This is a genomic window from Massilia sp. Se16.2.3 (assembly GCF_014171595.1).
Lineage (GTDB): Bacteria > Pseudomonadota > Gammaproteobacteria > Burkholderiales > Burkholderiaceae_D > Telluria.
Genome location: NZ_CP050451.1, coordinates 851,978 through 875,373 on the forward strand (window position 1 = coordinate 851,978; position 23,396 = coordinate 875,373).

General features: G+C 66.1%; 23 protein-coding genes and 2 pseudogenes. 14 read left to right on the top strand and 11 right to left on the bottom strand.

From position 1 onward, the window contains the following. Positions 1 to 225: 225 nt before the first annotated feature. The 5 genes and pseudogenes from tssE to G4G31_RS04045 all read left to right on the top strand — a co-directional run bounded on the left by tssE (position 226) and on the right by G4G31_RS04045 (position 6,860). A complete protein-coding gene (gene tssE / locus G4G31_RS04025; protein ID WP_182990397.1) occupies positions 226 to 711 on the top strand; it encodes a type VI secretion system baseplate subunit TssE in 486 nt (161 codons plus the stop codon). Continuing rightward, on the top strand, positions 712 to 2,550 hold the full coding sequence (gene tssF, locus G4G31_RS04030; protein ID WP_182990398.1) for a type VI secretion system baseplate subunit TssF: 1,839 nt from the start codon (positions 712 to 714) through the stop codon (positions 2,548 to 2,550). After that, a pseudogene (gene tssG, locus G4G31_RS28835) lies at positions 2,514 to 3,601 on the top strand (type VI secretion system baseplate subunit TssG). The gene tssF and the pseudogene tssG overlap by 37 nt, the downstream one beginning before the upstream one ends. Positions 3,602 to 3,775: 174 nt before the next feature. After that, entirely contained in the window at positions 3,776 to 5,488 is a 1,713-nt protein-coding gene (locus tag G4G31_RS04040) for an Hsp70 family protein (protein ID WP_182990399.1), read from the top strand. Between the two features lies 1 nt (position 5,489). Next, on the top strand, positions 5,490 to 6,860 hold the full coding sequence (locus G4G31_RS04045; RefSeq protein WP_182990400.1) for a TonB C-terminal domain-containing protein: 1,371 nt from the start codon (positions 5,490 to 5,492) through the stop codon (positions 6,858 to 6,860). 2 nt (positions 6,861 to 6,862) lie between these two features. Here G4G31_RS04045 and G4G31_RS04050 read toward each other — a convergent pair whose 3' ends face one another. From G4G31_RS04050 to G4G31_RS04060, 3 genes are all read right to left on the bottom strand, one after another. Continuing rightward, on the bottom strand, positions 6,863 to 7,603 hold the full coding sequence (locus tag G4G31_RS04050; RefSeq protein ID WP_182990401.1) for an SDR family oxidoreductase: 741 nt from the start codon (positions 7,601 to 7,603) through the stop codon (positions 6,863 to 6,865). A gap of 66 nt (positions 7,604 to 7,669) precedes the next feature. Next, on the bottom strand, positions 7,670 to 8,101 hold the full coding sequence (locus G4G31_RS04055; RefSeq protein ID WP_182990402.1) for a DoxX family protein: 432 nt from the start codon (positions 8,099 to 8,101) through the stop codon (positions 7,670 to 7,672). Between the two features lie 118 nt (positions 8,102 to 8,219). Further along, positions 8,220 to 9,107 (bottom strand): LysR family transcriptional regulator, encoded by an 888-nt coding sequence (locus G4G31_RS04060; protein ID WP_182990403.1) that lies wholly within the window; start codon positions 9,105 to 9,107, stop codon positions 8,220 to 8,222. Positions 9,108 to 9,208: 101 nt separating this feature from the next. Between G4G31_RS04060 and G4G31_RS04065 the strand changes: the two genes are divergently transcribed. Continuing rightward, positions 9,209 to 10,228: a zinc-binding alcohol dehydrogenase family protein gene (locus G4G31_RS04065; protein ID WP_182990404.1), complete on the top strand. Its 1,020-nt coding sequence runs from the start codon at positions 9,209 to 9,211 to the stop codon at positions 10,226 to 10,228. A gap of 125 nt (positions 10,229 to 10,353) precedes the next feature. Here the strand turns inward: G4G31_RS04065 and G4G31_RS04070 are convergent, their stop codons facing one another. Then, a complete protein-coding gene (locus tag G4G31_RS04070; RefSeq protein WP_182990405.1) occupies positions 10,354 to 10,998 on the bottom strand; it encodes a DUF6624 domain-containing protein in 645 nt (214 codons plus the stop codon). Between the two features lie 199 nt (positions 10,999 to 11,197). On the opposite strand from G4G31_RS04070, the gene G4G31_RS04075 reads away from it, so the two are divergent. Continuing rightward, on the top strand, positions 11,198 to 11,977 hold the full coding sequence (locus G4G31_RS04075; RefSeq protein ID WP_182990406.1) for a glutaminyl-peptide cyclotransferase: 780 nt from the start codon (positions 11,198 to 11,200) through the stop codon (positions 11,975 to 11,977). A gap of 6 nt (positions 11,978 to 11,983) precedes the next feature. Here G4G31_RS04075 and G4G31_RS04080 read toward each other — a convergent pair whose 3' ends face one another. The 4 genes from G4G31_RS04080 to G4G31_RS27415 form a co-directional block, all read right to left on the bottom strand. Beyond that, a complete protein-coding gene (locus tag G4G31_RS04080; RefSeq protein ID WP_182990407.1) occupies positions 11,984 to 13,003 on the bottom strand; it encodes an NAD(P)-dependent alcohol dehydrogenase in 1,020 nt (339 codons plus the stop codon). An 88-nt stretch (positions 13,004 to 13,091) separates the two neighbouring features. After that, on the bottom strand, positions 13,092 to 13,556 hold the full coding sequence (locus G4G31_RS04085) for a DUF2269 domain-containing protein (RefSeq protein WP_182990408.1): 465 nt from the start codon (positions 13,554 to 13,556) through the stop codon (positions 13,092 to 13,094). Position 13,557: 1 nt separating this feature from the next. Continuing rightward, entirely contained in the window at positions 13,558 to 14,133 is a 576-nt protein-coding gene (locus G4G31_RS27410) for a DoxX-like family protein (protein WP_267873651.1), read from the bottom strand. Then, positions 14,100 to 14,861, bottom strand: coding sequence for an NAD-dependent epimerase/dehydratase family protein (locus G4G31_RS27415; RefSeq protein WP_267873652.1), 762 nt, complete (start codon positions 14,859 to 14,861; stop codon positions 14,100 to 14,102). The genes G4G31_RS27410 and G4G31_RS27415 overlap by 34 nt, the downstream gene beginning before the upstream one ends. Before the next feature lie 59 nt (positions 14,862 to 14,920). Here G4G31_RS27415 and G4G31_RS04095 point away from each other — a divergent pair, with 59 nt between their 5' ends. Together G4G31_RS04095 and G4G31_RS04100 are read left to right on the top strand one after the other, a co-directional pair. Then, positions 14,921 to 15,367: a hypothetical protein gene (locus G4G31_RS04095; protein WP_229425335.1), complete on the top strand. Its 447-nt coding sequence runs from the start codon at positions 14,921 to 14,923 to the stop codon at positions 15,365 to 15,367. Positions 15,368 to 15,400: 33 nt separating this feature from the next. Continuing rightward, a complete protein-coding gene (locus tag G4G31_RS04100; RefSeq protein ID WP_182990410.1) occupies positions 15,401 to 15,907 on the top strand; it encodes a hypothetical protein in 507 nt (168 codons plus the stop codon). Between the two features lie 195 nt (positions 15,908 to 16,102). On the opposite strand, the gene G4G31_RS04105 is transcribed toward G4G31_RS04100, so the two are convergent. Continuing rightward, positions 16,103 to 18,580, bottom strand: coding sequence for a TonB-dependent siderophore receptor (locus G4G31_RS04105; protein WP_229425336.1), 2,478 nt, complete (start codon positions 18,578 to 18,580; stop codon positions 16,103 to 16,105). Between the two features lie 162 nt (positions 18,581 to 18,742). Next, on the bottom strand, positions 18,743 to 19,690 hold the full coding sequence (locus tag G4G31_RS04110; RefSeq protein ID WP_182990412.1) for a DUF808 domain-containing protein: 948 nt from the start codon (positions 19,688 to 19,690) through the stop codon (positions 18,743 to 18,745). A gap of 203 nt (positions 19,691 to 19,893) precedes the next feature. Between G4G31_RS04110 and G4G31_RS04115 the strand changes: the two genes are divergently transcribed. The 3 genes from G4G31_RS04115 to G4G31_RS04125 all read left to right on the top strand — a co-directional run bounded on the left by G4G31_RS04115 (position 19,894) and on the right by G4G31_RS04125 (position 21,247). Then, the gene (locus G4G31_RS04115; protein WP_182990413.1) at positions 19,894 to 20,124 is read left to right on the top strand and encodes a BrnA antitoxin family protein; all 231 of its coding nucleotides are present in this window, start codon (positions 19,894 to 19,896) and stop codon (positions 20,122 to 20,124) included. A 102-nt stretch (positions 20,125 to 20,226) separates the two neighbouring features. Then, positions 20,227 to 20,511 carry an HU family DNA-binding protein gene (locus tag G4G31_RS04120; RefSeq protein WP_182990414.1) on the top strand — a complete coding sequence of 95 codons (285 nt, stop codon included), beginning with the start codon at positions 20,227 to 20,229 and terminating at the stop codon, positions 20,509 to 20,511. 100 nt (positions 20,512 to 20,611) lie between these two features. After that, complete coding sequence (locus G4G31_RS04125; protein WP_182990415.1) at positions 20,612 to 21,247, top strand: LysE family transporter; 636 nt, start codon at positions 20,612 to 20,614, stop codon at positions 21,245 to 21,247. Positions 21,248 to 21,350: 103 nt separating this feature from the next. Here the strand turns inward: G4G31_RS04125 and G4G31_RS04130 are convergent, their stop codons facing one another. After that, positions 21,351 to 21,701, bottom strand: coding sequence for a hypothetical protein (locus G4G31_RS04130; RefSeq protein ID WP_182990416.1), 351 nt, complete (start codon positions 21,699 to 21,701; stop codon positions 21,351 to 21,353). Here G4G31_RS04130 and G4G31_RS04135 point away from each other — a divergent pair. Then, positions 21,636 to 22,133 (top strand): annotated as a pseudogene (locus G4G31_RS04135) (hypothetical protein); the annotation flags it as partial. The gene G4G31_RS04130 and the pseudogene G4G31_RS04135 sit on opposite strands and share 66 nt — an antisense overlap. Before the next feature lie 179 nt (positions 22,134 to 22,312). Beyond that, complete coding sequence (locus G4G31_RS04140; protein ID WP_182990418.1) at positions 22,313 to 23,368, top strand: hypothetical protein; 1,056 nt, start codon at positions 22,313 to 22,315, stop codon at positions 23,366 to 23,368. Positions 23,369 to 23,396: the final 28 nt, after the last annotated feature.

The window sequence follows — 23,396 nt, forward strand, 5'->3', positions numbered from 1 at the left end:
CCCGTCACCCCTTGAATAGTGTGCGCATCCGCATGCGATGCCGCGTCTTTGCCAACGGAAACAGTAGCACCCGCCCCAACGGTGAGGATTTGCGCTTGCTCAAACGTCGGTATTGCACAACGCCATCACGGGCGTTTGCGCTTCCTTATTTTTCTTCAAGGCCGGTGGCGCGTTGCACGGACACACTAGTCCGATGCCCGTGCCAATGAGATGAAGGAGAGTGCCATGACAGGCTTCACGCCAGGATTGTTCGACCGCCTGCTCGGGGTGCCGCAGCGCGGCGGCGGCGCGCTGTCGCGCAATGCCTTGGAAGACATGAAGGATGCGGTGGCGCGCGACCTCGAGGCGCTGCTCAATACCCGCTCGGTGATACCGGAACACCTGTTGAAGGGTTTTCCGGAATGCGTGCGTTCGGTGGTGGGTTACGGCTTGCGTGACTTCGCCGATTTGTCGCTGTCGAGTCCGTCGGACCGCGCGGCGATCTGCCAGTGCATCGAAAAGGCGATCGCCTGTCACGAGCCACGCCTGCGCAAGGTGAAGGCGCACCTGGAACTGCGCGACGGGGCCGTCAACCGCCTGAACTTTTCGATCACGGCGCTGCTCGTGGCCAGTGCGTCGCAGGAATCGGTGAATTTCGACGCCGTGCTGCAGCCTTCCACACTCAGCTACAGCATCAGCAAGGCAGGGCGCGCGGCGCCCGCGGGAGCGTAAATGGAACAGATGCTGCCCTATTACGAAAGCGAGCTCGGCTACCTGCGCCGCACCCTGCGCGAATTCGCCGAGCGCTATCCGAAGATCGCCGGGCGTCTCTTGATCGGCGGCGAGGTCTGCGAAGACCCGCATACCGAGCGCATGATCGAGTCCTTCGCCCTGCTCAACGCGCGCATCGCGAAGCGCCTCGACGACGATTACCCGGAATTCACCGAAGCACTGTTCGACGTGCTCTACCCGCACTACCTGCGCCCGTTTCCCTCTTGCTCGATCGCACGCATGGACACGGCCGGCGCCGGGCAGCAGAGCACGGCCGGCACCATCCCCCGCGGCACCGAGCTCACCACCCGCCCGGTGCGCGGCGCCGCCTGCACTTTCCGCACCGTGTATGAGGTGACGGTGGCGCCGCTGGCGCTGAACGCCGCCGCGTTCGCCGACATCCTGCGCGCACCGATTGGGGTGCGCGCGCCGGCCAACGCCAGCGCCTCGCTCAGCCTGAGCCTGGCCTGTACCGGCGCGCAGACGCTGGCGCAGCTGGCGCTGCCGACGCTGCGGCTGTTCATCGATGGCGAACCCTCGTTCTGCGCGGCGCTGCGCGACGCCCTGTTCATGCGCGCCTGCGCGGCTCGGGTGGAAGCGGACGGCAATGGCCGCTGGCTGCCACTGGGGGCGGTGCCCGTGTGCCCCGCCGGCTTCGACGAAGACGAGGCGCTGATCGACTTCCCGGCGCGCTCGCACGCGGCTTATCGCCTGTTGACGGAATACTTCTGCTTTCCCGAAAAATTCAATTTCTTCGATATCGACCTGGCCGCCGTCTGCGCCGCCCTGCCCGCGAGCACCAAGTCGGTCACGCTGCACCTGGCCTTGTCCAGCATCCGCAGCGACTCGAACACGGCCCGCCTGCTCGGCACCCTGTCGGCCCATAACGTGCTGCTCGGCTGCACGCCGGTGGTGAATTTGTTCCGCCAGCGCGGCGAGCCGATCCGCCTGACCCACGCCACGGCGAGTTACCCGGTGCTGGCCGATGCGCGCCGCGCCTTTGCCTACGAGGTGCAGGCGATCGATTCGGTGAACCTGGTGCGGCAGACGCCGCAAGGCGAAACCATCGTTGAATTCCGCCCCTTCTATTCGCTGCAGCACGCCCAGACGGCAGAGCAGCACGGGCATTACTGGGCGATGCGGCGCGACGAGACCCTGCTCGAGCGCAGTCCCGGTTTCGAGACGCACATCACCATCGTCGACATCGACTTCGACCCCGCCGCCGTCGAGACCGACACCCTGAACCTGGAACTGACCTGCTCGAACCGCGACCTGCCCGCCCTGCTCAGCTACGGCCAGGCTGGCGGCGATCTGTTCCTGGAAGGGGGATCGAGCGTGCGCAGCATCAGCTTCCTGCGCAAACCCACGGCTTCCTGCCGCTTTCCCAGCGGCCGCGGCGCGCACTGGCGGCTGATTTCGCACCTGTCGCTGAACCACCTGTCGCTCAGCGCCGGCGGCGTGGATGCCTTCCGCGAAATGCTGGCCCTGTACGACCTGCCGCGCTCGCCCGCATCGCAGCGCCAGATCGGCGGCATTGTCGCCATCGAACAGAAAGCCACCAGCGCCTGGCTGGCAGGCAATCCGTTTACCTGCCTGGTGCGCGGCGTGCAGGTGCGCTTGAGCATCGACGAGGAAGCCTTCATCGGCAGCGGCATCCACGGCTTTGCCCACATCGTCGAGCGTTTTCTTGCTCTGTATGTGCATGCCAACAGTTTCACGCAACTGGTCATCGTGTCCGCGAAAAGCGGGGAAGAATTATTCACATGCACACCCAAAAGCGGCGATTTGAGCCTGCTGTAATCGAGCGCCTGTTCCGCGAGCCCTACCGCTTCGAGTATTTCCAGGCGGTGCGCCTGCTCGAACTCTGGTTGAAACGCAATGGCGCGCCCGGTCAGGGACTGGTGGCGAATTTTTTGCGCTTCCAGAACTCGACCTCGCTGCGCTTTCCGGCAAGTCAGTTGGAAGCCATCCAGACCGAGCCACGGGGCATCGATCTCAAGGCCAGTACGCTTGGCGCGGCGCTGGCCTCTAGTGAAATGAAATGGATCCGCATCACGCCTTCCTTCATGGGCCTGCTGGGTGGACACGGGGTGCTGCCGCCGCACTATACGGAACGGATCGCCGACCACCTGTTCAACGAAAAGGACGAGGGCGCGCGCGCCTTTCTCGACACCTTCTCGAACCGCTCGCTGGCGCTGTTTTATGCGGCCTGGCGCAAGTACCGCCTGCACCTCAAATATGAACTTGGCGGGCAGGACCGCTTCCTGCCGCTGCTGCTGTCGCTTGGAGGCTTGGGCAATACCGCCCTGCGCGCGCGCCTGGCGCAGCCCGAACGAGGTGCCGTACTGGACGAGTCGCTCGGCTACTTTGCCGCCTCGCTGCGCCAGCGGCCGGTGTCGGCGGTGCAGGTCGGGCGGGTGCTGTCGGCATATTTTGGCCAGCTTGTCCGGGTCGAGCAGTTCGTCGGTGCACGGTACACACGGTGCCGCTGGAACAGCAGACCCTGCTCGGCAGCGACAACGCCGTGCTCGGCAGCCGCGCGATTGCCGGCGAGCGCGTCTGGCAGCGCGACCTGCGGCTGCGCCTCGTCGTCGGGCCACTCGACTATGCCGGTTTCATCGGCTTCCTGCCCGGCGGGCAGGCAGCGCGCGCCCTGGCCAGCCTGCTGGTGCTACTGGTGGGTGTGACGCTCGAAATCGAAGTGGAACTGGTGCTGCGCGCGGCCGATGTGCGCCCGGTGACCATGCGCGAAGGCAGCACGCTGGGGCGGCTCGGCTGGGATACCTATCTGGTGGCCGGCCAGGAAAGCCAGGACCGGCAGGATGTGCGCTACGCGATCGCCATGGAGTAAGCGCGCGCCACAAGCACCCCGGCTGCGTTGCAGCGCCGCACCGCAGCGGCTGCTAGAGGCTCCCTCAGCGTGCATCCGCCGTGCATGCTTACAAAAAAAGCACTTTCTTCTGGAAGCCCGTCTGTGCCTGCGATATGATGCTTTTTTGCAATTTTGAATGCATCGGAGCGCAGCATGATCGTCGGGATTGACCTGGGCACCACCAACAGCCTGGCCGCGGTATGGGAAAACGGCGCGGCGCGCCTGATTCCGAACAGCGTCGGCGAATTCCTGACACCTTCCTGCGTCAGCGTCGACGAGGACGGCTCGATTCTGGTCGGACGGGCCGCGCGCGAACGCCTGCAGACGCATCCGAAGGCGAGTGCCGCCAACTTCAAGCGTTTGATGGGCAGCGACAAGACGCTCCAGCTGGGGAAAAAAAGTTTTCGCCCTGAGGAACTCTCCGCCCTGATCCTGCGCTCGCTGAAGGAAGACGTCGAGGCGGCGCTGGGCCAGCCGGTGCTTGAAGCCATCATCACCGTCCCTGCGTACTTCTCCGACGCGCAGCGAAAAGCGACCCGCGCCGCCGGTCAATTAGCCGGCCTGAAAGTCGAACGCCTGCTCAACGAACCCACCGCGGCGGCAATGGCCTACGGCATCCACCTGCGCGACAGCGAATCGAAATTCCTCGTCTTCGACCTGGGCGGCGGCACCTTCGACGTGTCCGTGCTCGACCTGTTCGAAAACGTGATGGAAGTGCGCGCCTCGGCCGGCGACAATTACCTGGGCGGCGAAGATTTCGTCGGCGTCCTGGTCGAGCGCTTCTTCCAGGAAGCGAAAGTGCCGCAAGCGCTGCGTGGCGACCCCCAGTTCATGCAGCGCCTGCACGCCCAGGTGGAACTGGCCAAGCGCGCGCTGAGCGAGGCGCCGCAGGCATCCATCCGCGTCGGCGACGGCAAGGCGGATTACGGCATGACGCTCGACGAAGCAAGCTTCGAGAAAGCCTGCGCCGATTTGCTGGCACGCCTGCGCCACCCGGTCGAGCGCGCCCTGCGCGACGCCCGCCTGCCGATCGCCCAGCTCGACAACATCGTGCTGGCCGGCGGCGCGACGCGGATGCCGATCGTGCGCCGGATGGTCGCGCGCATGTTCGGGCGCTTCCCGTCGGGCGACATCAATCCGGACGAAGTCGTCGCCCTGGGGGCGGCGGTGCAGGCCGGCCTGAAGATGAACGATGCGGCCCTCGACGAAGTCGTGATGACCGATGTCGCCCCGTATTCGCTCGGCACCGATACGTCGATCAGCCTCGACAACGGGAACATGTCGCACGGCCATTTCGACCCGATCATCGAACGCAATACCGTGATCCCGGTCAGCCGCGTCAAGCGTTACTACCCCGTGCAGGACAACCAGGCCCAGGTCGACCTGAACATCTACCAGGGCGAAGCGCGCATGGCGGCCGACAACATCAAGCTCGGTCAACTGAAGATCAAGCTGCCGCCCGGCCCGCGCGACCAGAACGCCGTCGATGTGCGCCTGACCTATGACGTGAACGGCCTGCTGCAGGTGGAGGCGACGCTGGTGCGCACGGGTGAAGTGCACACGCTCGTGATCGAAGGGAATCCCGGCCTGTTGACCGAGGCGGAGATCGCCCAGCGCCTGGTGGCGCTGTCGGAACTGAAAATCCACCCGCGCGACCGTATGGAAAACCGTACCCTGCTGGCACGTGGCGAGCGCCTGTACCAGCAGCTGCGCGGCGTGGCGCGGGAACAGCTCGGCAAGCAGATCACGCATTTCGAAACGGCGCTGGAATCGCAGGACCGCCACGTGATCGCTCCGGCCCTGGTCGAATTCCGCAAGGTGCTCGACTACTTCGAGCACCAGAGTTTCCTGCTCCCGGACGATTGAGATGGAAGCGACGCACGACTTCCTGCTTGCGCTCGGACTGGACGAACAGGCCGACGAACGCGCCATCCGCCGCGCTTATGCGAAAAGGCTGAAGGGGATCGACCAGGCGCAGGATGCAGCCGGCTTCCAGGCCCTGCGCGATGCCTACGAGACGGCGATGGACTGGGCGCAGTACCGGCAATACGAGCACAGCGGGCAGGAAGAGTCAGCGCCTGGCGAGCACGAGCCGACGCATGCCGTCCATGCCGAGCTGCCTCCTGCACACAGCGGGACCGTCGCGCTCGACAGCGCCGGCACCGCAACGGTGGCCCAGGAAGCGGCAGCTGATCCGGTCGCGCCTGTCGAAGAGCCGGCCGAAGCCCTCAGCGAGGCCGAACGGGCGCTGGACGCCGTCTGGGAGCGTTACCTGGCCGACGTCAACGCGCTTGCCGCACGGGAGCAACTAGCCGACGTCGACGCCTGGGAGGCGGTATTGCGCACGCGCCTGGCCGACGCTGAACTCATCAACATCGATGCTCGCCTGCAGTTCGAATGGCGCATCGTCAGCATCCTGGGAAACGGCTGGCGTCCCGGCCACGAAACCCTGTTCCCGGCGGCGATCAATGTCTTCGGCTGGGACCGCGAGCGCCGCGCGCTGGCGCAGTTCGGTTACTACGGCAATCTGCTGAACCAGGCGATCGACGAACGCACTGTGTTCTTCGCGCAGGAAATCACGATGCGCTCGGTGCAGCAGAGAATTACCATGCTGCTGCGCCGTGAAAAACAGGCCGATACGCTCGAGATCGTGCAGAGCATGCGCGAGCTGCGCTCGATGCAGGCGCGTTTTCCGGCGCTGCTGTTCCTGGTCACGAATCCCGACAACGTCGCGCACTGGGACGCCACCTGGGCCGCGCACGATCCCGACCAGCCGCGTGTGTTCAGTCCACGCGAGAAAGCGGCACGCTGGTTCCTGCGCATCGTGCTGGTGGCCTTCGCGTTCAAGTTTTTGCACTTCATGTACGAACTCGATTCGCCACTGGTGCCGGCCGAGCCTGCGGCAGATGCCGCGCATCAGGAAGCGGGGCGCGGCGAACCGCCGACGCACGCCCAGCTGCTCGAGCACCTGGCACCCCTTGCTTACCAGCTGCCGGGGAATGCGCCTCCCGGCAACTATATGGTCAAGCTCGGCGTCTCCCTGGACGAGGACGGCAAGGTCAAGACCGTGACCACGCTGACGCAAACGGCGCTGCCCGGCTTTGACGAGGCGGTTGCCGCCGCGATCTGGGCCGCCAAACCCTTTCCGGCCACAACTGCCAGGTTTTTTTTCGTCGACATGACCGCGCATATCGCGCCGCCGGCCAAAGGCAAGCAGTCTGGCACGAAGGCGCTCTAAACCTACACGATCCCGCCATTCACCCGCAGCGTCTGCCCATTCACCCATTCCCCTTCCGGTCCGACCAGGAAGGACACGGTGTTCGCAATATCCTCGGGCGTACCGAGCCGCTCCAGCGGCGCCGCCTTGGCCAGGCGTTCGACCAGTTCCGCCGGCTTACCGTCGAGGAAGAGTTCGGTCGCGGTCGGCCCCGGTGCCACCGCCATCACCGAAATACCCTTGCCGCGCATTTCCTTGGCAAAGATGTTCGTAAAGGTCTCCACCGCCGCCTTGGCGCCCGCGTACACGGCATAGCCCGGCATGGCCAGGCCGATGACGCTGGTGGAAAAGTTGACGATGCGTCCGCCATGGCGCAGGCGGGTGGCGGCCAGGCGCAGCATGTGGAAGGTGCCGCGCGTGTTGATCGAAAAAATGCGCTCGTACAGGGCGTCGTCGGTATCGGCCAGCAGCGTCGTGCCGGGCTGGATGACGCCGGCGTTGTTGATGACGACATCGATCTCGCCAAACGCTGCCTGGGCTTCGTCGAACAGGCGCGCCGCGTCCGCGCTGCTGGCGACGTCGGCCTGGATGGCGACGGCGCGTCCGCCCCGGGCGGCAATCATGTCGACCACTTCCTCGGCATCTTCTCGCCGGCTGGCGTAATTGACGGCCACTGCGAAACCATCGTGGGCAAGGCGCAGCGCGATGGCGCGGCCGATGCCGCGTGAAGCGCCGGTGACGATGGCGGCTTTTCCGTTGGACATGCTCTTCTCCAATTCAGAATGAGGATCGCAGTGTAGAGCTTCGCCCAGGAGCGTGCTGGCGTCCCTTCAGTTCCACTTGCCGGCGCGTCCGCCGACGCTGTAGCGCCCCGCTCCTAGCAGAGCGACGGCGATGGCTGCGATGAAATACATGCCCTGCAGTTCGAGCGCCCAGCCACCCGTGGGCGACATCGTGAAGAACTGGGACGTATGCACCAGCAGCACGGCGACGACCATGTTGCCGGCCACGATCAGGGCCGCGGGCCGGGTCCAGATGCCGAACAGGATCAGCAAGGGCGCGATGATTTCACCCACATAGACGAGGTAGCCGATCGCTGCCGGCAATCCCATCTGCGCCAGTGCTCCGGTCACGAAACCGATGCCGCTGCTGAGCTTGGAGAAGCCGTGAAACAGGAGCAATATCGCCAGGACCACGCGCAGCAGCAGCTTGCCGAGGTCCTCGCGCTTGGCTGCGGCGGGCGCAATCGTCTGGGTGTTCATCGCTCTGCTCCTGTGGCGGGTGGTGGCGGAAGCCGGTGTACGGCCTGTATTGTCGTTCAGTCACGGCCATCTTAGGGGGAGCACACTGGCACCGGCGCACAGTTCGGTGGCGATGCGTTCACGAGAGGTAGTTCGCCAGGCCGTAGACGTCGATGAAGTCGAGCAGGGCACTCAGCGCCGCCGGACGGTGGCTGCGTCCAGGATAGACGGCGTAATAACTGTTGTCGGTCGGGCGGTGTTCCGGCAGCACCAGCGCCAGGCTGCCGTCGGCAAGCGCCTCGCGCACCATGAACCAGGGCAGCAGCGCGATGCCGGCGCCAGCGAGGGCCAGCCCGCGCAGCGTGTTCAGGTTATTCGCACGCAGCGGCGCGTGGGCGGCGTTGACGGTAATGACCTTGCCTTCGCTGTGCAGCGGCCACTGCGGCAGCACCCCGTGCAGCAGCAGGCGGTGGCGGTCCAGTTCGAGCGGATGGGCCGGCATCCCATGCGCGCTCAGGTAGCCAGGCGCCGCCACCAGCACGCGGCGGATGGTGCCGACGCGGCGCGACACGAAGCTCGAGTCGCCCAGCTGGCCGGTGCGCAGCGCCAGGTCGATGCGCTCGGCGACCAGGTCGAGGTGGGAATCGGTGATCACGCATTCGACGGTGACGACCGGGTGGCGCGCGTGGAAGGCGGCCAGCAAGGGCGGCAGCAGCAGGATGCCCGAGGCTTCCGGCGCCGTCAGGCGCAGGTGGCCGCCGGGCTCGTCGCGCAGGCGCGAAATGGCGGCGTCGGCGGCGTTCGCCGCCTCCAGCATGGCGCGGCAATGGCTGAGGTAAACCTGGCCGGCGGCCGTCAGGCTCAGGCGGCGCGTGGTCCGGTGCAGCAGGCGCATGCCGAGCGCGGCCTCGAGTTCTGCCACGCGGGCGCTGACTGTCGATTTCGGCAAGCCCACCGCCGCGGCCGCCGCCGTGAAGCTGCCGCTGGCAGCCACCTGGGCAAACAGCGCCATCGCATCGAGTTTCATTGTCCGGCTTCCTGGATAGTCTTTTCGGATTATAGCGACTAATCAGATCAATCTCGGGTGGGTACACTGGCTGCCATCCAATTCGATAACAAGGAAACACCATGAAAGCCATTGCCGCCTTTGCCTCCCTGCCCGCCGACAACGAAGCCGCCCTGCAGGACGTCACCCTGCCCGACCCGGTCGCCACCGGCCACGATTTGCTGGTCGAAGTGCATGCGGTCTCGGTCAATCCGGTCGATACCAAGATCCGCCGCGGCTTGCCGGCCGAGGGGCAGCTTGATGCGAAGGTGATGGGCTATGACGCCAGCGGCATCGTGCGCGCCGTCGGTCCGGAAGTCACGCTGTTCCGCCCGGGCGACCGCGTCTGGTACGCCGGTGCGATCAACCGCCCCGGCAGCAACAGCGAACTGCACCTGGTCGACGAGCGCATCGTCGGGCGCATGCCGATCAACCTCGGCTTTGCCGAAGCAGCGGCGCTGCCGCTGACGGCAATTACCGCCTGGGAACTGCTGTTCGACCGCCTGGGACTGGAATTCGGCGCGCACGCCGGACAAAAACTGCTGGTGGTGGGCGCGGCCGGCGGCGTCGGCTCGATCCTGGTCCAGCTGGCGCGCCAGCTGACCGGCATCACCGTGATTGCCACGGCTTCGCGTCCGCAGACCCAGGAATGGGTGCGCATCCTCGGTGCCCAGCACGTCGTCGACCACAGCGGCCCGATCGACGCGGCGCTGAACGCAGCCGGCCTGGGCGAAGTGGATTACGTGGTCAGCCTGACCCACACCCACAAGCATTTCGAAAGCCTGGTGAATGCCCTGAAACCGCAGGGAAAACTGGCGCTGATCGACGACCCGGAACCGATCGACATCCGCATCATGAAGCGCAAATGCCTGTCGCTGCACTGGGAACTGATGTTCACCCGTTCGCTGTTCACGACGCCGGATATCCAGGAGCAGCACCGCCTGCTCAACGAAGTGGCGCAACTGGTCGAAGATGGCCGCATCCGTACCACGCTGGCCGAGCACTTCGGCCCGATCAATGCCGCCAACCTGCGCCGCGCCCATGCCTTTATCGAAAGCGGGGCGGCCAGCGGCAAGGTGGTGCTGGAGGGTTTCGAAGGGTAATGCGGCCCGTTTAAGGTTGTCTCCCGGCATTTTTAGAAGGCTGCGCCGGGAGTGCGAAAACAAGCGCAGTCAACGATATTACTGTTTATAACATTTATATGAAATAAATTGAATAAACAATATGGTCATTGCGGGGACGAAGAAGCCTCCGGCAGCGGCACCGGACAGTTTTCCTTGACGATCATGTCGTTGATGCCGCGCTTGTAGTCCTCCAGCGGCGGCAGGCCGGCTTCCTTGCGCCGCAGTTCCACCTGCTTGCGGTCGTCGAGCGGATAATAGTTCCAGTTGCAGGCATCGACCTGGCGCAGCTGGGTGCCGAAGAGCTGGGGACGTTCTTCCAGCAGGGCGACACGGTCGGTCGTGATGGCCAGGTAGAGCACCGGCGCTTGCCTGTGCGCGACGGCCGATTCGAGGTGACGCAGCAGGCGGCGCTGGAAGGGCAGGTCGGTGCTGGCCGTCTGCGCCAGTGCCCAGGCCAGGCCGGCTGCGCGTGCACCCACGCCCGGGCCTGGCCAGCCGCAGGCGTCGAGCAGTTCCGCCAGGCGCGCCGCATTTTGGCGTTCCACCCATTCCAGCTGCTCGATGCGGCGCGCCGCCAGCGCATCCTCGGGCGGCGCCAGGTAATCGACGCCCACCCGCAAGGCTTCGGCCGACTCGCGCATCCCCGCCAGTTCCTGCGCGTAGCCCGCGCAGACCGGTGCCGCCTGCGCCGCCACCGGCGCCATCAGGGCTGCCAGCCAGAACACTGCCGCCTTTCCGAGGTGTGCCATCGTTCTGTTCTCAAAATTGCAATGATTAAAGCCTAACACGGGTCTGCGCAGCGGGGCGGGCGCACGCTTGCCGCGGAGTGCGGCAGCAGGCGCGGTGTTGCGGACGCGCCGTGGCCACGCCCTGCCCTGCCTGTCGCCACAGCGCCCGCGCCCGCCTTCTGCTACAGTAACCGCTCCCATTCACCGCCTCCGGCCCAGCATGCTGAAACCCTCCGTCCTCGTCGCGTTTGTCCTCTCGGCCTGTGCCTGCCACGTTGCTTCGGCCGCGATTCCCGTCTACGGTTTCATCGTCAAGAACACCTATCCGCACGATCCGAAAGCGTTTACCCAGGGCCTGTTCTTCCGCGACGGTCACCTCTACGAAAGCACCGGCCTGACCGGCCAATCGACGCTGCGCCGCGTGGAACTGAAAACCGGCAAGGTGCTGCAGAAGACGGCGCTGCCGCAGGACGTGTTCGGCGAAGGGTCGACGGCCATCGGCGACAGTATCCTCGGCCTGACCTGGCAGGCGAAGACGGGCTATATCTTCGATGCCAAGACGCTCGCCATGAAGGGCCGCTTCCCCTACGAGGGAGAGGGCTGGGGCCTGGCCAGCGACGCGAAATACGTCTACATGAGCGACGGCAGCGCCAGTATCCGCGTGCTCGATCCGAAAACGCTGAAGGAAGTTCGCCGCGTTCCGGTCAGCGCCGACGGCAAGCCGATCGACTCGCTGAACGAACTGGAAATGGTCGACGGCGAACTGTATGCCAACGTCTGGGGGACCGATGTCATCGCCCGCATCGACCCGGCCTCGGGCAAGGTGGTCGGCTGGATCGACTTGAGCGGCCTGCTGCCGCGCGAAAAACGCGGCACGGGTTCCGTCGATGCCGTCCTGAACGGCATCGCCTACGATGCGAAAACCCGCCGCCTGTACGTCACCGGCAAGCTGTGGCCGAAATTGTTCGAAATTGAGCTGGTCAAATTCGAAGGCCGCTGAGTTCGCTCAGGCGGTGACGGCAATCACCACCTTGCCGAAGTGCGAGCCCGATTCCATGTAGCGGTAGGCTTCTTTCGCCTGGTCGAAGGTGAACACGCGGTCGACCACCGGCTTCAGGTCGGCCACCGCTGCGAAGCGCATGACTTCCTCGAGCATGGCGCGGCTGCCGACGAAAATGCCGACCATGCGCTTGGCGCCGGCCAGCAGGGCGGCCGGATTGACTTCTCCCCCGAAACCGCTGACGCCGCCGATGATGGCGACGCTGCCGCCCATGGCGCAGGAGGCGACCGAACGGTTCACCGTGCCCTGGCCGCCCACTTCCAGCACGACGTGCGCGCCGATGCCGTGCGTCAGGCGCAGCACTTCTTCCTGCCACTCGGGCGTGATGCGGTAGTTGATCGTGTGGTGTGCGCCCAGTTCGCGCGCGCGCTGCAGCTTCTCGTCGCTCGAGGAGGTAATGATGGTGCGCAGGCCGGCCGCTTTCGCCAGCTGCAGGCCGAGCACCGAGACGCCGCCGGTGCCGAGCAGCAGGACGGTGTCGCCCGGCCTGATGTCGTTGCTCGATTCGAAAATCGCATTCCAGGCCGTGACGCCGGCGCAGGGCATGGTGGCCGCTTCCACATAGTTCAGCTGCGGCGGAATCTTGACGAGTGCCTCTTCGTGCAGCACGACTTCCTCGGCGAGCATGCCGTCGATGTCGCCGCCTAAAGCATGGCGGATCTTCGCCGCCGAGCTGCGGCCATCGAACCAGTGCGGAAAGAAGGAGCCGGCAACGCGGTCGCCCACCTGCAGGCGCGTCACGCCGTGGCCGGTGGCCAGCACTTCGCCGGCACCGTCCGAGCACGGAATGATGGGGTTATCCACATTCACCAGGTAATTACCGCTGGCCACCATCAAGTCGCGGTAATTCAGCGACACCGCATGCACGCGCACGCGCACCTCGAACGGGGCCAGTTCGCGCTGCGGAAAGTCCACGCACTGCAACCCGTCGATGTTGTCGCCAGGGAGAATCTGGTAAGCCCGCATCATTGCCTCCTGTGAGTGAGCGGTAAGTGAGAAAAGTCGCGGTCCATTCTACGGCGGCCGCTGCCCTGTCCTGGTTCGCTTGATGTACTTACATCGGTTTCGCCACCATCAGCCAGAAGATCGCGACAAAGGCGGCAAAGGCGGGAATGCCGAGCGCAACCCAGGTCCTGAAATAGCGCCAGTACTGCGGCGGCAAGGCGGTGTTCGTGCGCACCGCTTCGGCGGCCAGGTCGCGCAGGCGGATCTGGATCCAGACCACTGGCAGCCAGCAGGCGCCGGCCAGCACGTACAGTGCCACCGACCACATGATCCAGGTGCTGTGGAAGGGGTAGCCCGCCAGGTGGATCATGTAGAAGCCGGTGGCCGGCTGGATCACGGCGGTGGTGGCCGTAAACAGCCAGTCGGCGACCACGACATTGCGGCTGACCACGGCGATCGCGCGCACGTCGCGGCTGATATTGGCAAACAGCATGTACCAGGCCGAACCGATGCCGGTGCCGAACAGGAAGGTCGACGACAGGATGTGCAGCCACTTCACGACAACATATTCCAATTTACTGTTCCTCCAGTTCGTACAACAGCCAGATCGCGGCCAGCATGGGTAAATTCTTGGTCAGGGGACCATAGGGGTGCAGCAGGAATTCGGGCAGCTTGAACGCTATCACGACCGTATAAAAGCCGATCAGGACCAATTGTGCGAGCCAGAGCGGGCGGCGCCGCGGCAGGAAGGCGATGCCCAGCCCCAGCAGCAGGTCGAAGCCGGCCGCGCCGTACAGCATCAGCGGCTGCAGGCTGGCGGGAATGCCGGTGCGCGCCAGCAGATCGTAGCTGGCCTCGACCGGGTACAGGCCGAAGGAAACGATGGCCGTGGCGATCCACACGGCGACGATGCTCCAGCGTAGCAGCGGCAGCAGCCAGCCCAGCTTGGCCGGGGTGCGCTCGGCCTGCGGTTCGGCGATGAATTCAGCGATGCCTTTCGGCGGGCGGCCCAACAGCGCGGTGATGGCGGCAGGGTCGCCGGCGTTGCCGCGGTCGAGCATGCGCAGGGCGTCCTCGTCCAGCAAAGCGCCGGGCAGCCAGCGCCCGCCTTTCGCCATCAGGCGCGCCAGCGCCCCGGGCAAGGGCAGCACGCGCAGCGGCCCATGCCCATGGCGCTGCGCAGCGCCGCCAGGTAATCGGTGAACGGCAAGGCCTGGGGACCGACCAGGGGCACCCGCTGCGCCCTGCCACCGGGCACGGACGGCTGCCGCAACAGGGCCAGGATCGCGCCCACCACGTCGTCGATGTGCACCGGCTGCACCAGCTGCGGCGCGTTGCCGAAGCGCACCGCGAACGGCAGGCTGGCAAGCATCTTGAACACCCGCGCGCTGGTGCCCTCCTTCCCGTACACCAGCGAGGGCTGGACGATCCAGGCGCGTTGCCCCGCGTGCAGCGGCAGGCTGGCCAGGAAGTCGTCGCCGGCTTTCTTGCTCAGGTGGTAGCGCGTCTCGGCCTCATCGTCCGCGCCCAGGGCCGACAGCTGGATGATGGTCTGCACCTGCGGGGAGTCGGCGCAGGCGGCGAACAGGGCGCGCGGGGTTTCCAGGTGCAGGCGTTCGAAGGTCTGGCTGCCGGACTCGCGGAAGATGCCGACCGTGTTGATGACGGCGTCGATGCTTCCCTCCGCGGAAGTCAGGCGCGCCAGCCAAACCGATTTGCCGGTATCGTTTGCGAAGTCAGCCTGCACGTAGTTCAGGCGCGGATCATGGCTTGTTTTCGGTGTGCGCACCGCGCACACGACCTGGTGGCCGTCGGCCAGCAGCGCCTTCAGCAGGTGCTGCCCGATGAAACCGCTGGCGCCGGTCAGCAAGATCCGCATGCAACTTCCTTTCACCCGAGTCGAAGAGGATTATCAATATGGCAGATTGGTCAACATCCATGCAACGCGGCCTGGTCGGTGGTGCCGCGTCCAGTATCGTCTCCACCGCCGCGCTGGCCCTGCTCGGCCGCGGCGAGGCCGGCAGCGCCTACGCGCCGACGAATGCCGTCAGCCACTGGATCTGGGGCGACGAAGCGGCCGAACACGACGGCTTTTCGCTGAAATACACCATCACCGGCTACCTGATCCACCATGCCAGCGCCACCTTCTGGTCGGTGCTGTTCGAAAAGCTGGCCGGCGAAAAGCTCGACCGCAAGGACCTGCGCGTAACGCTCGCCGCGTCCGCCGCTACTTCGGCGATCGCCTGCTTTGCCGACTACAAACTGACGCCGAAGCGCCTGCACCCCGGCTACGAGAAGCGCCTGTCGAAAAAGTCGCTGGCCGGCGTGTATGCCGCCTTCGCAGTCGGCCTGGCCATCGGCGCCATCGCCCTGCGCCGGAATTGACCGTTCGGCCAGTCTAGAACAGACGGGAAAATCGTGCCGCCGCCCTTTATTTGTGCGCTGCTGCTGCACGGCCTGCTTGGCCTGGCCGATATTGTCGTCAACCACGAGCTGCTGGCGAAATTGCCGGCCCGGCCCGGGGCCGCCGAAGAGGAAGGCCTGCACGCGGCGCGCGAAGCGATTTTCGCCTGCCTGTTCGCCTCGCTCGCCTGGTACGCGTGGCACGGGGACTGGGTGTGGTGGATTGGCATCCTGCTGCTGGCCGAGGTGATCGTCTCGGCGCGCGACGTCGTCGTCGAAGGCGACACACGGGTGCTGCCCGTATCCGAGCGCGTCCTGCACCTGCTGCTGTTCATCAACCTGGGCGTGCTGATCACCCTCGCGGCCTATGTCGCGACCGGGTGGCATGCCGCCCCGGCCGGACTGGCGCGCGTCGATTACGGCTGGGCAAGCTGGATTTTGTCGGCGCTGGCGCTGGGCGCCGCCGCCTGGGCCCTGCGCGACGCCCGCTCGGCGCTGCGCCTGGCCCGCGGCATGGCATAAGGCTGGGCGGCTTCACCGCCCAGCCACCATCGGGTCTTAGAGCCTATCCCGGTAGTCCGGAGTCGCTGCTGGCGCGCCTGACAAACGCGTGCTGCGTTGCTCGTCGTTGCATGGCCAGCCATGCGGCCTCCTCGCGCCTTGCCCGCGCTTGCCATGCATCGCCACCAGCTTTCCCCGGACTACCGGGATAGACTCTTAGAACCCGTAGTTGGCCCGCGCGTACACGAAGCGTCCCGAACGGCCGAATGGCGAATAGTTCGAGAACGGCGTGTTGCCGCTCGGGTTCAGCGCCGGCGGCAGGGTTTCCGGATACTGGTCGAACAGGTTGTCCGCACCGAGCGCCAGCGTCAGCTTGGGCGTGACCGCATAGCGCGCTTCCAGGTCGACCACGGTGCGAGCCGCCAGCGGGAAATCGGCCGCGGGCGTGGTACCCGGCGTCATCGTCTTGCCGTAGCGGGTAGCGCGGAAGGTGGCGCCCAGGGGACCGAGTTTCCAGTTCAGGTTGGCGCTGAGCTTGCTGCGCGGCTGGCCTTCCTCGATCGCGATGACATTCGCGCGGTCGAACAGCACCGGTGCCGGATTCAAGGCCGCGAGCTGGGCCGTGACCGGTACTTTGGTGACCTCGGTGCGATTGAAGTTCGCCGCCAGCGTGGCGTCGAAGCGCCCTGCCGTGCCGGCGGCGATGGGCCAGTTCATCACGATGTCGACCCCGTCGGTGGTGGTGTCGACGCCATTGATGAAGAAGCGCCCGCCGGTGACGCCGATAAACCCCTGCGAGGCGATATAGGCGGCGACATTGGTCTGCAGCAGATTCTCGGACAGGACGATGCGGTCGCGGATCTTGATGCGGTAGGCGTCGATCGTGATGCTCACCGGGTCCAGGCGCAGCACCGCGCCGAGCGACAGGTTGAGCGACTTCTCGGCATCGAGCGGCTGTGCGCCGAGGGCGGCCGCGACCGGATTGGTCGGCTGGAAGGTCGCGATTTCGTAGGGGATGCCGTCGACGAAGTTGGTCGAGGTGGAGGTGAAATTCTGCTGCTGCGGCGACGGCGCGCGAAAGCCGTTCTGCACCGAGCCGCGCAGAGCGAAGCTCTTGCTGAAGTCGTAGCGGCCGGCGAGCTTTCCTGCCAGGCTGTTGCCGAAGTCCGAGTAGTGTTCGGCACGCACGGCTACCGAGGCCAGCAGCTGCGGCGTCAGGTTCGCTTCCAGGTCGACAAAGGCGCCGACCGCGCTGCGGTGGGTATCGATCTCGTTGGCCGGGCGAAAGCCGGGGAACACCTGGGCGCCGGGGGCCGCCGGCTTGCCATCGGCCAGCTTCTGGCCGCCATAGCTCCACGATTGTTCTTCGCCGGCGAAGAGTTCATAGCCTTCGCGCCGCACTTCGGTGCCGACGGCAACGTTCAGCGGCGACGACAGGCCGGGCACATCGAAGGGACGCACGCCGGTCAGGTTGAACACCAGCTGGTCGTACGAGAAGCCGCCGGCATCGAAGACAGTCTTGCTGGTCGGTCCGATCGAGCGGTTCAGCGTGTTCTGGATTTCGAATTCCATCCGGTTCTTGCCGTAGCCGAGGGAGGCGTCGAGGTCCCAGCTGCCCATTGCCCAGGTGACGCCGCCGGTGACGGAAAAGTCGTCGACGGTGGGCGCGATGATGGGCAGGAAGCCGTTCGGGTAGATCGAGGTCAGGTTGCGCACGTCCTGCGGGATGCGGAAATAGCCGGCCGAACGCGCTTCGCGGTTCTGGTAGCTGGCCCAGCCATAGACCTTGACGCCGTTGCCGAGGTTGTTGCCGGCGTTCGCGAACAGCGTGGTCTGCTGCATTTCCGGGTCGCCATACCAGGCATTGAAGCGATTGATCGTGTTTTCGCGCGGATCGAAGGCGCCGTTGGCCAGGCGCGCGTATTGCTGGCGCATGTCGTAGCCGCTGCGTTCGGTGCGGTTCTGGTCCTTGTACTCGGCGGCGATCGTGATGTGGCCGCTCTCTCCCCAGGGCAGGCCCTTCCAGGCACTGACCGTCGTGCTCTGGCCGTCGGTGCGTTCGCGCGAGGCCGGGCCGCTCCAGGTAGCGCCGCCAGGTGCCACATCGTTCCGGAGGTCGTATTCGGTGATGCGCGCGCCATAGGTAATGGCCGCTTCGCCGCCGTCCCGGTCGGTACGCAGGCGCAGGTTGACGACGCCGGCGATCGCATCCGACCCGTACTGGGCGGCGGCGCCATCGCGCAATACCTCGATGTTCTTGACGATCGCGGTCGGGATCGTGTTCATGTCGACGGCGGCCGAGCCGCGCCCGACGCTGCCGTTCAGGTTGACGAGGGCGGAAGAATGACGGCGCTTGGAGTTGACCAGCACCAGGGTCTGGTCGGGCGCCATGCCACGCAGCGTGGCCGGGCGGATGGTGTCGGTGCCGTCCGTCAGCGAGGGACGCGGGAAGTTCAGCGAAGGCAGCGCGACCGACAGCGCCTGGTTCATCTCGGTGGTGCCGGTGTTCTTCAGGGTGTCGGCGGAAATGATGTCGACCGCGGACGCGGTGTCGAGGGCGCTGCGGTTCGCTACCCGCGTGCCCGTCACGACGACGGTGGCGGCAGTGCCTTCGGTGGCGGTGCTGTCCTGCGCCCAGGCGGTGCTTGAGAACATCGCGGCGATCGAAAACGCCAGCACCGTCTTCTGTGTCACTCTTCTTTGCATGTTGTTCCCTCACGTGGATTGGCCAAGCGGAAAGTGCTGGAACCAGTCTGGAGGGCACGTTTGGAAGTGTCAAACTGCAACACGATCCTTAGTGAAAAATGCAACAGTTGTACTTACGTAAGGTGTCTGTAAGGCGGATCGGCCTACGGCTCAGTGCGCGGCGGCAGGTGTTTTCTTGCCGCGCAGTTTATTGACGATCGTGACGACCAGCAGCACCAGGGCACCGACGACGACGCCGGCCAGCGCGTCGATGACGGTCGGGGTAATCGCATGCAGCAGGCCGCCGAGAACGGGCACTTCTCCCATGCGCTCGGCCGCGCTCTCGGCGAAGTGGTGCAGCGGTTCCCAGTTGTGGCCGATGATGCCGCCACCCACCATGAACATCGCGGCCGTGCCGACGACGGACAGGAATTTCATCAGGCGCGGCGCCGCCGCCAGCAGCAGGCGTCCCAGGCCGCGCGCAAAGCCGCTGCTGCGCTGGCTCAGGTACAGCCCCGCATCGTCGAGCTTGACGATGCCGGCCACGAGGCCGTACACGCCGATCGTCATGACCAGCGCAATGATGACCAGCACCGCCACCTGCTGCATGAACGGCATGCTCGAGACCGTACCGAGGGAAATGACGATGATTTCCGCCGACAAAATAAAGTCGGTGCGAATGGCGCCCTTGATCTTGTCTTTCTCGACCGCGCACATGTCGACGTTCTGGTCGGCCAGGGCTGCCGCCAGGCGTTCCTCGTTGGCCGCGTCTTCCTCCGGGCTGTGCAGGAATTTATGGGCCAGCTTTTCAAAACCCTCGAAGCAGAGGAAGGCGCCGCCGATCATCAGGAGGGGCACGATCAGGGCCGGCACGAAGGCGGAAATCAGGAGCGCGGCCGGCACCAGGATCGCCTTGTTCATCAGCGAACCCTTGGCCACGGCCCACACCACGGGCAATTCGCGCTCGGCGTGCACGCCCGTCACCTGCTGGGCATTGAGTGCCAGGTCGTCGCCGAGCACGCCAGCGGTCTTCTTCGCCGCCACCTTGCTCATCAGGGTGACGTCGTCCAGGACGCTTGCGATGTCGTCGAGTAATGCCAGCAAACTGCCTGCAGCCATGGGTCCTGCTCCTGTGATTATCAATATGGCAGCATCTTAACCGAGGGCAGGGTCATTCAGCACACAGTTCAGCCTCGTTAATTGCGTTTCAGTCCCGAAAAAACGCAGCTCGTCGCTTTCGCAGCGCGGCAATAGCGGGACGTACGTATAGTCAGTATCAAGGGCTGCGGTAGGGCAGCCTCCCCCAGACGAAGGAGACCAGGATGAACCAGACCCACGCCGCCGCCAGCCAGCTTGCCCCAGTTCACGCCGCGCCGGTGCGCCGCACGCGTCCGCCGAAGCGCAAGACCCGCATCACGATCTATCTCGACGACGAGGTGCTGAACGAGTTCCGCAACTTGTCCGAGCGCTGCGGTACCGGCTACCAGACCCTGATCAACGCCGCCCTGCGTACCCGCCTGGCAACCGGGGGCGCCGAACCGAGCCTGCTGTGACGGGCGCGCCTTGAAAATGCCCCCGCGCGCGCGGGAGCGTGAAAGATTACACGTGGCAATTATTTGTGCTACTCTTTCTGCTCTTTCAACCCCGGAGGCACCATGAAAAAAGGCGAACTGATCGCGGAATTTGCCAAGCGTACCGAGATGTCCGGTACCGCTGCCAACAGCGCGGTCAACACGATCATCGAGATCATCACCGAGCGTCTGAAAAAAGGCGACACGGTCGGCATCACCGGCTTCGGCACGTTCTCGGTGACCAAGCGCGCAGCGCGCAAGGGTCGCAACCCGGCAACCGGCGAAGTCATCAAGATCGCCGCGTCGAAGACCCCGCGTTTTGCTGCCGGCGCCACCCTGAAGGCCGCCGTCAATCCGCGCAAGAAGTAATCCCGTCACACCGTATTGTCGGCATGCAGCCGCGGCCCCGGCCGCGCGCATGCCGTTTCTGCTTTACCCTTTCCTTCTCTTCGACTCCCGAGTTGCTCCCATGAGTTTCGCCACCTGGATCGCCTTCGTCATCGCCGGCACCGTCATTGCCATTTCTCCCGGTTCGGGCGCCGTCCTGTCCATGTCGCATGGCCTGGCTTACGGTGTGCGCAAGGCCAGCGCCACCGTGCTGGGACTGCAGCTGGGCCTGATCCTGGTGTTGATCATCGCCGGCGCCGGCGTCGGTTCGCTGGTGCTGGCCCATGAAGGGGCGTTCAGGGTCGTCAAGTGGACCGGCGCGGCCTACCTGGTCTACCTCGGCGTGTCGCAATGGTTTTCGAAAGTCGCTACTGGCCCGGTGGCCAGCAGCGCCGGCCTGGCGGCGCATCCGTCCTTCGGCAAGCGCGTGCTGACCGGTTTCCTGACGAATGCCACCAACCCGAAGGGCATCATCTTCATGGTGGCGATGCTGCCCCAGTTCATCTCGAAAGATGCCCCGCTGCTGCCGCAGCTGCTGATCCTGGGCGTGACGATGGTGACCATCGACAGCCTGGTGATGCACGGCTATGCGACGCTGGCCGCCTCGATGCAGGGGCTGTTTCGCAACCCGCGCGCGATGCGCATCCAGAACCGCATATTCGGCACCGTGCTGGTGGCTGTTGGCCTGACCCTGGTCTTCGTCGAGCGCGGCGCGTAAACTGCCTTTTTGCGGCAAGCGCAGGCGTGCTCGTGTTTCAGTCACGCACCAATTGCAACCTTCTGTAAGCCCGATTGCCGCGACAGGCACCGTTGCGGTGTAATCAGGTCGACGCATTCCGTCCCACCCGCCTGGAGCCCATGATGAAACGCCGTTTATCGACCACCGCAACGCTGCTGGCATTGGCGGCCTTTTCCACCCTGGTGCTGGCGGACGAAGCCCCCGGCCGGGTCGGCCGCGTTTCTCTCACCCAGGGCCAGGTCAGCATCAGCACGCCGGGCGAAGCCGCCAGCACCGCGCTGGTCAACTGGCCCGTCACCTCGAACCACACGATTTCCACCGCGCCGGGGCGCGCACCGAGCTGCGCATCGGCTCGACCGCGATCCGCCTGGACGGCGATTCCGCGCTCGACGTCGTCGAACTCGACGACGACCGCTTGCGCCTGCGCCTGCATTACGGCAGTGCCAGCATCCGCGTCGTCAATCCCGAGGTTGCCGCGGCTTTCGAACTGAGCACCCCGCAGGCACGGGTGATCCTGCAGCAGCCCGGGCGCGTGCGCGTCGATGCCGAACGGGTGCGCGACACCAGCAGCGTCAACGTGTTCGACGGCGTGGCCGTGGTCGAGGGCGGCGGCGAGCGCCTGACCGTGCGCGCCGGCCGCAGTGCCGAGATGCAGGGGCAGGATCTGCGCACCACGCAGGCGGTGCCGGACGCGTTCGACGACTGGGTGGCCGTGCGCGACCGCGCCAGCGACGCCGTGCTCGCCACCCGCTACGTGCCGGCCGAGATGACCGGCTACGAGGATCTCGACCGCTACGGCAGCTGGCAGAGCAGCAGCGAATACGGCAGCCTGTGGCTGCCGGCGGTCGCCAGCGACTGGGTGCCCTACCGCGACGGCCGCTGGACCTGGATCGCCCCCCGGGGCTGGACCTGGGTCGACAACGCTCCCACGGGGCTACGCGCCCTTCCACTATGGCCGCTGGGTGCACGTCAACCGGCGCTGGGCCTGGGCGCCGGGCCGCCACGACCGCCATCCGGTGTGGGCGCCGGCCCCTGGTCGGCTGGGTGGGCGGCAGCGGCTGGAACCTGAACTTCAGTGCGCGTCCGCAGCTGGCACAGGGCTGGTACCCGCTGGCCCCGCACGAGCGCTACGTGCCGCCCTACGTCATGTCGGAGGAACGCCTGCGCCGCCTGAATGCGCACGGCTGGGGCGATGGCAAGCACGATCGCCGTGATGGCAAGCACGACGGCAAGCACGACTACCGCCGCCGGGGCCTGACCGTGGTGCCGCAGGACCGCTTCGCCCAGCGTGGCGAAGTCGTGGTCGGGCGCGAGCCGCGCACCACGCCGCCGGCGGCCTGGCAGGGCGCGCCAACGGCCCTGCCGCCGGCTCCGCTGCAGGCCTGGCGCGGGCGTGACGGACGCGACGAGCGGCATGGCGGCGAGCGCGATGGCCGCTGGGAGGGCCGGCGCGATGGCCGCCAAGACAACGCCGAGCGCACACGCGCACCGGTCGCCATGCCCGCGCCGGTACCGAGGGCGCAGCCTGCGCCGCTGACGGCGGCTGCGCAGGCGGCCGGCCAGGCGGCAGCTGCGGCAGCCGCGGCCACATCCCCGCAAACAGGTTACGTGCGCCAGCCGGGCGTCATCATGACGGCACCGCCGGCGGGGTTTGCCGGACGCGAAGCGCAGCGCGAAGCACGTGAAGAACGCGATGGCTTCGAAGGCCGCCAGCGCCGCGGGTTCGCGCCGGCGCCGCGCGACGAGGGCGCCGCGGGCGTCATCGGGATACCGCGTCCGGCACCAAGCGCCAGCCCGGCGCCGCAGCGCAGCAGCGCAGCCGCGGTTCTGGAAGCGGTGTCGGCCAATGCGCGGGCGCAAGCGCAAGCGCAAGCGCAAGCGCAAGCGCAAGCGCAAGCCCGGGCGCAAGCACAGGTCCAGATGGCGCGGCCGGTGGCCACCGAGGTGGCACCACCGCAGCGGGTCATGTCGGCGCCGACGCCCTCCCCGGCCCCGTCCGCCGCGTCCTCGGCGGCCCAGTCGGCCGCATCGGCCGCGGTCGGACGCCGCTCCGACAGCGGGCCGAGCCCGCGCGCCGGCTTCCACCAGCGCGAGCGTTGACGCGGGCGGGCGGCAAGGCAGCCGCCCT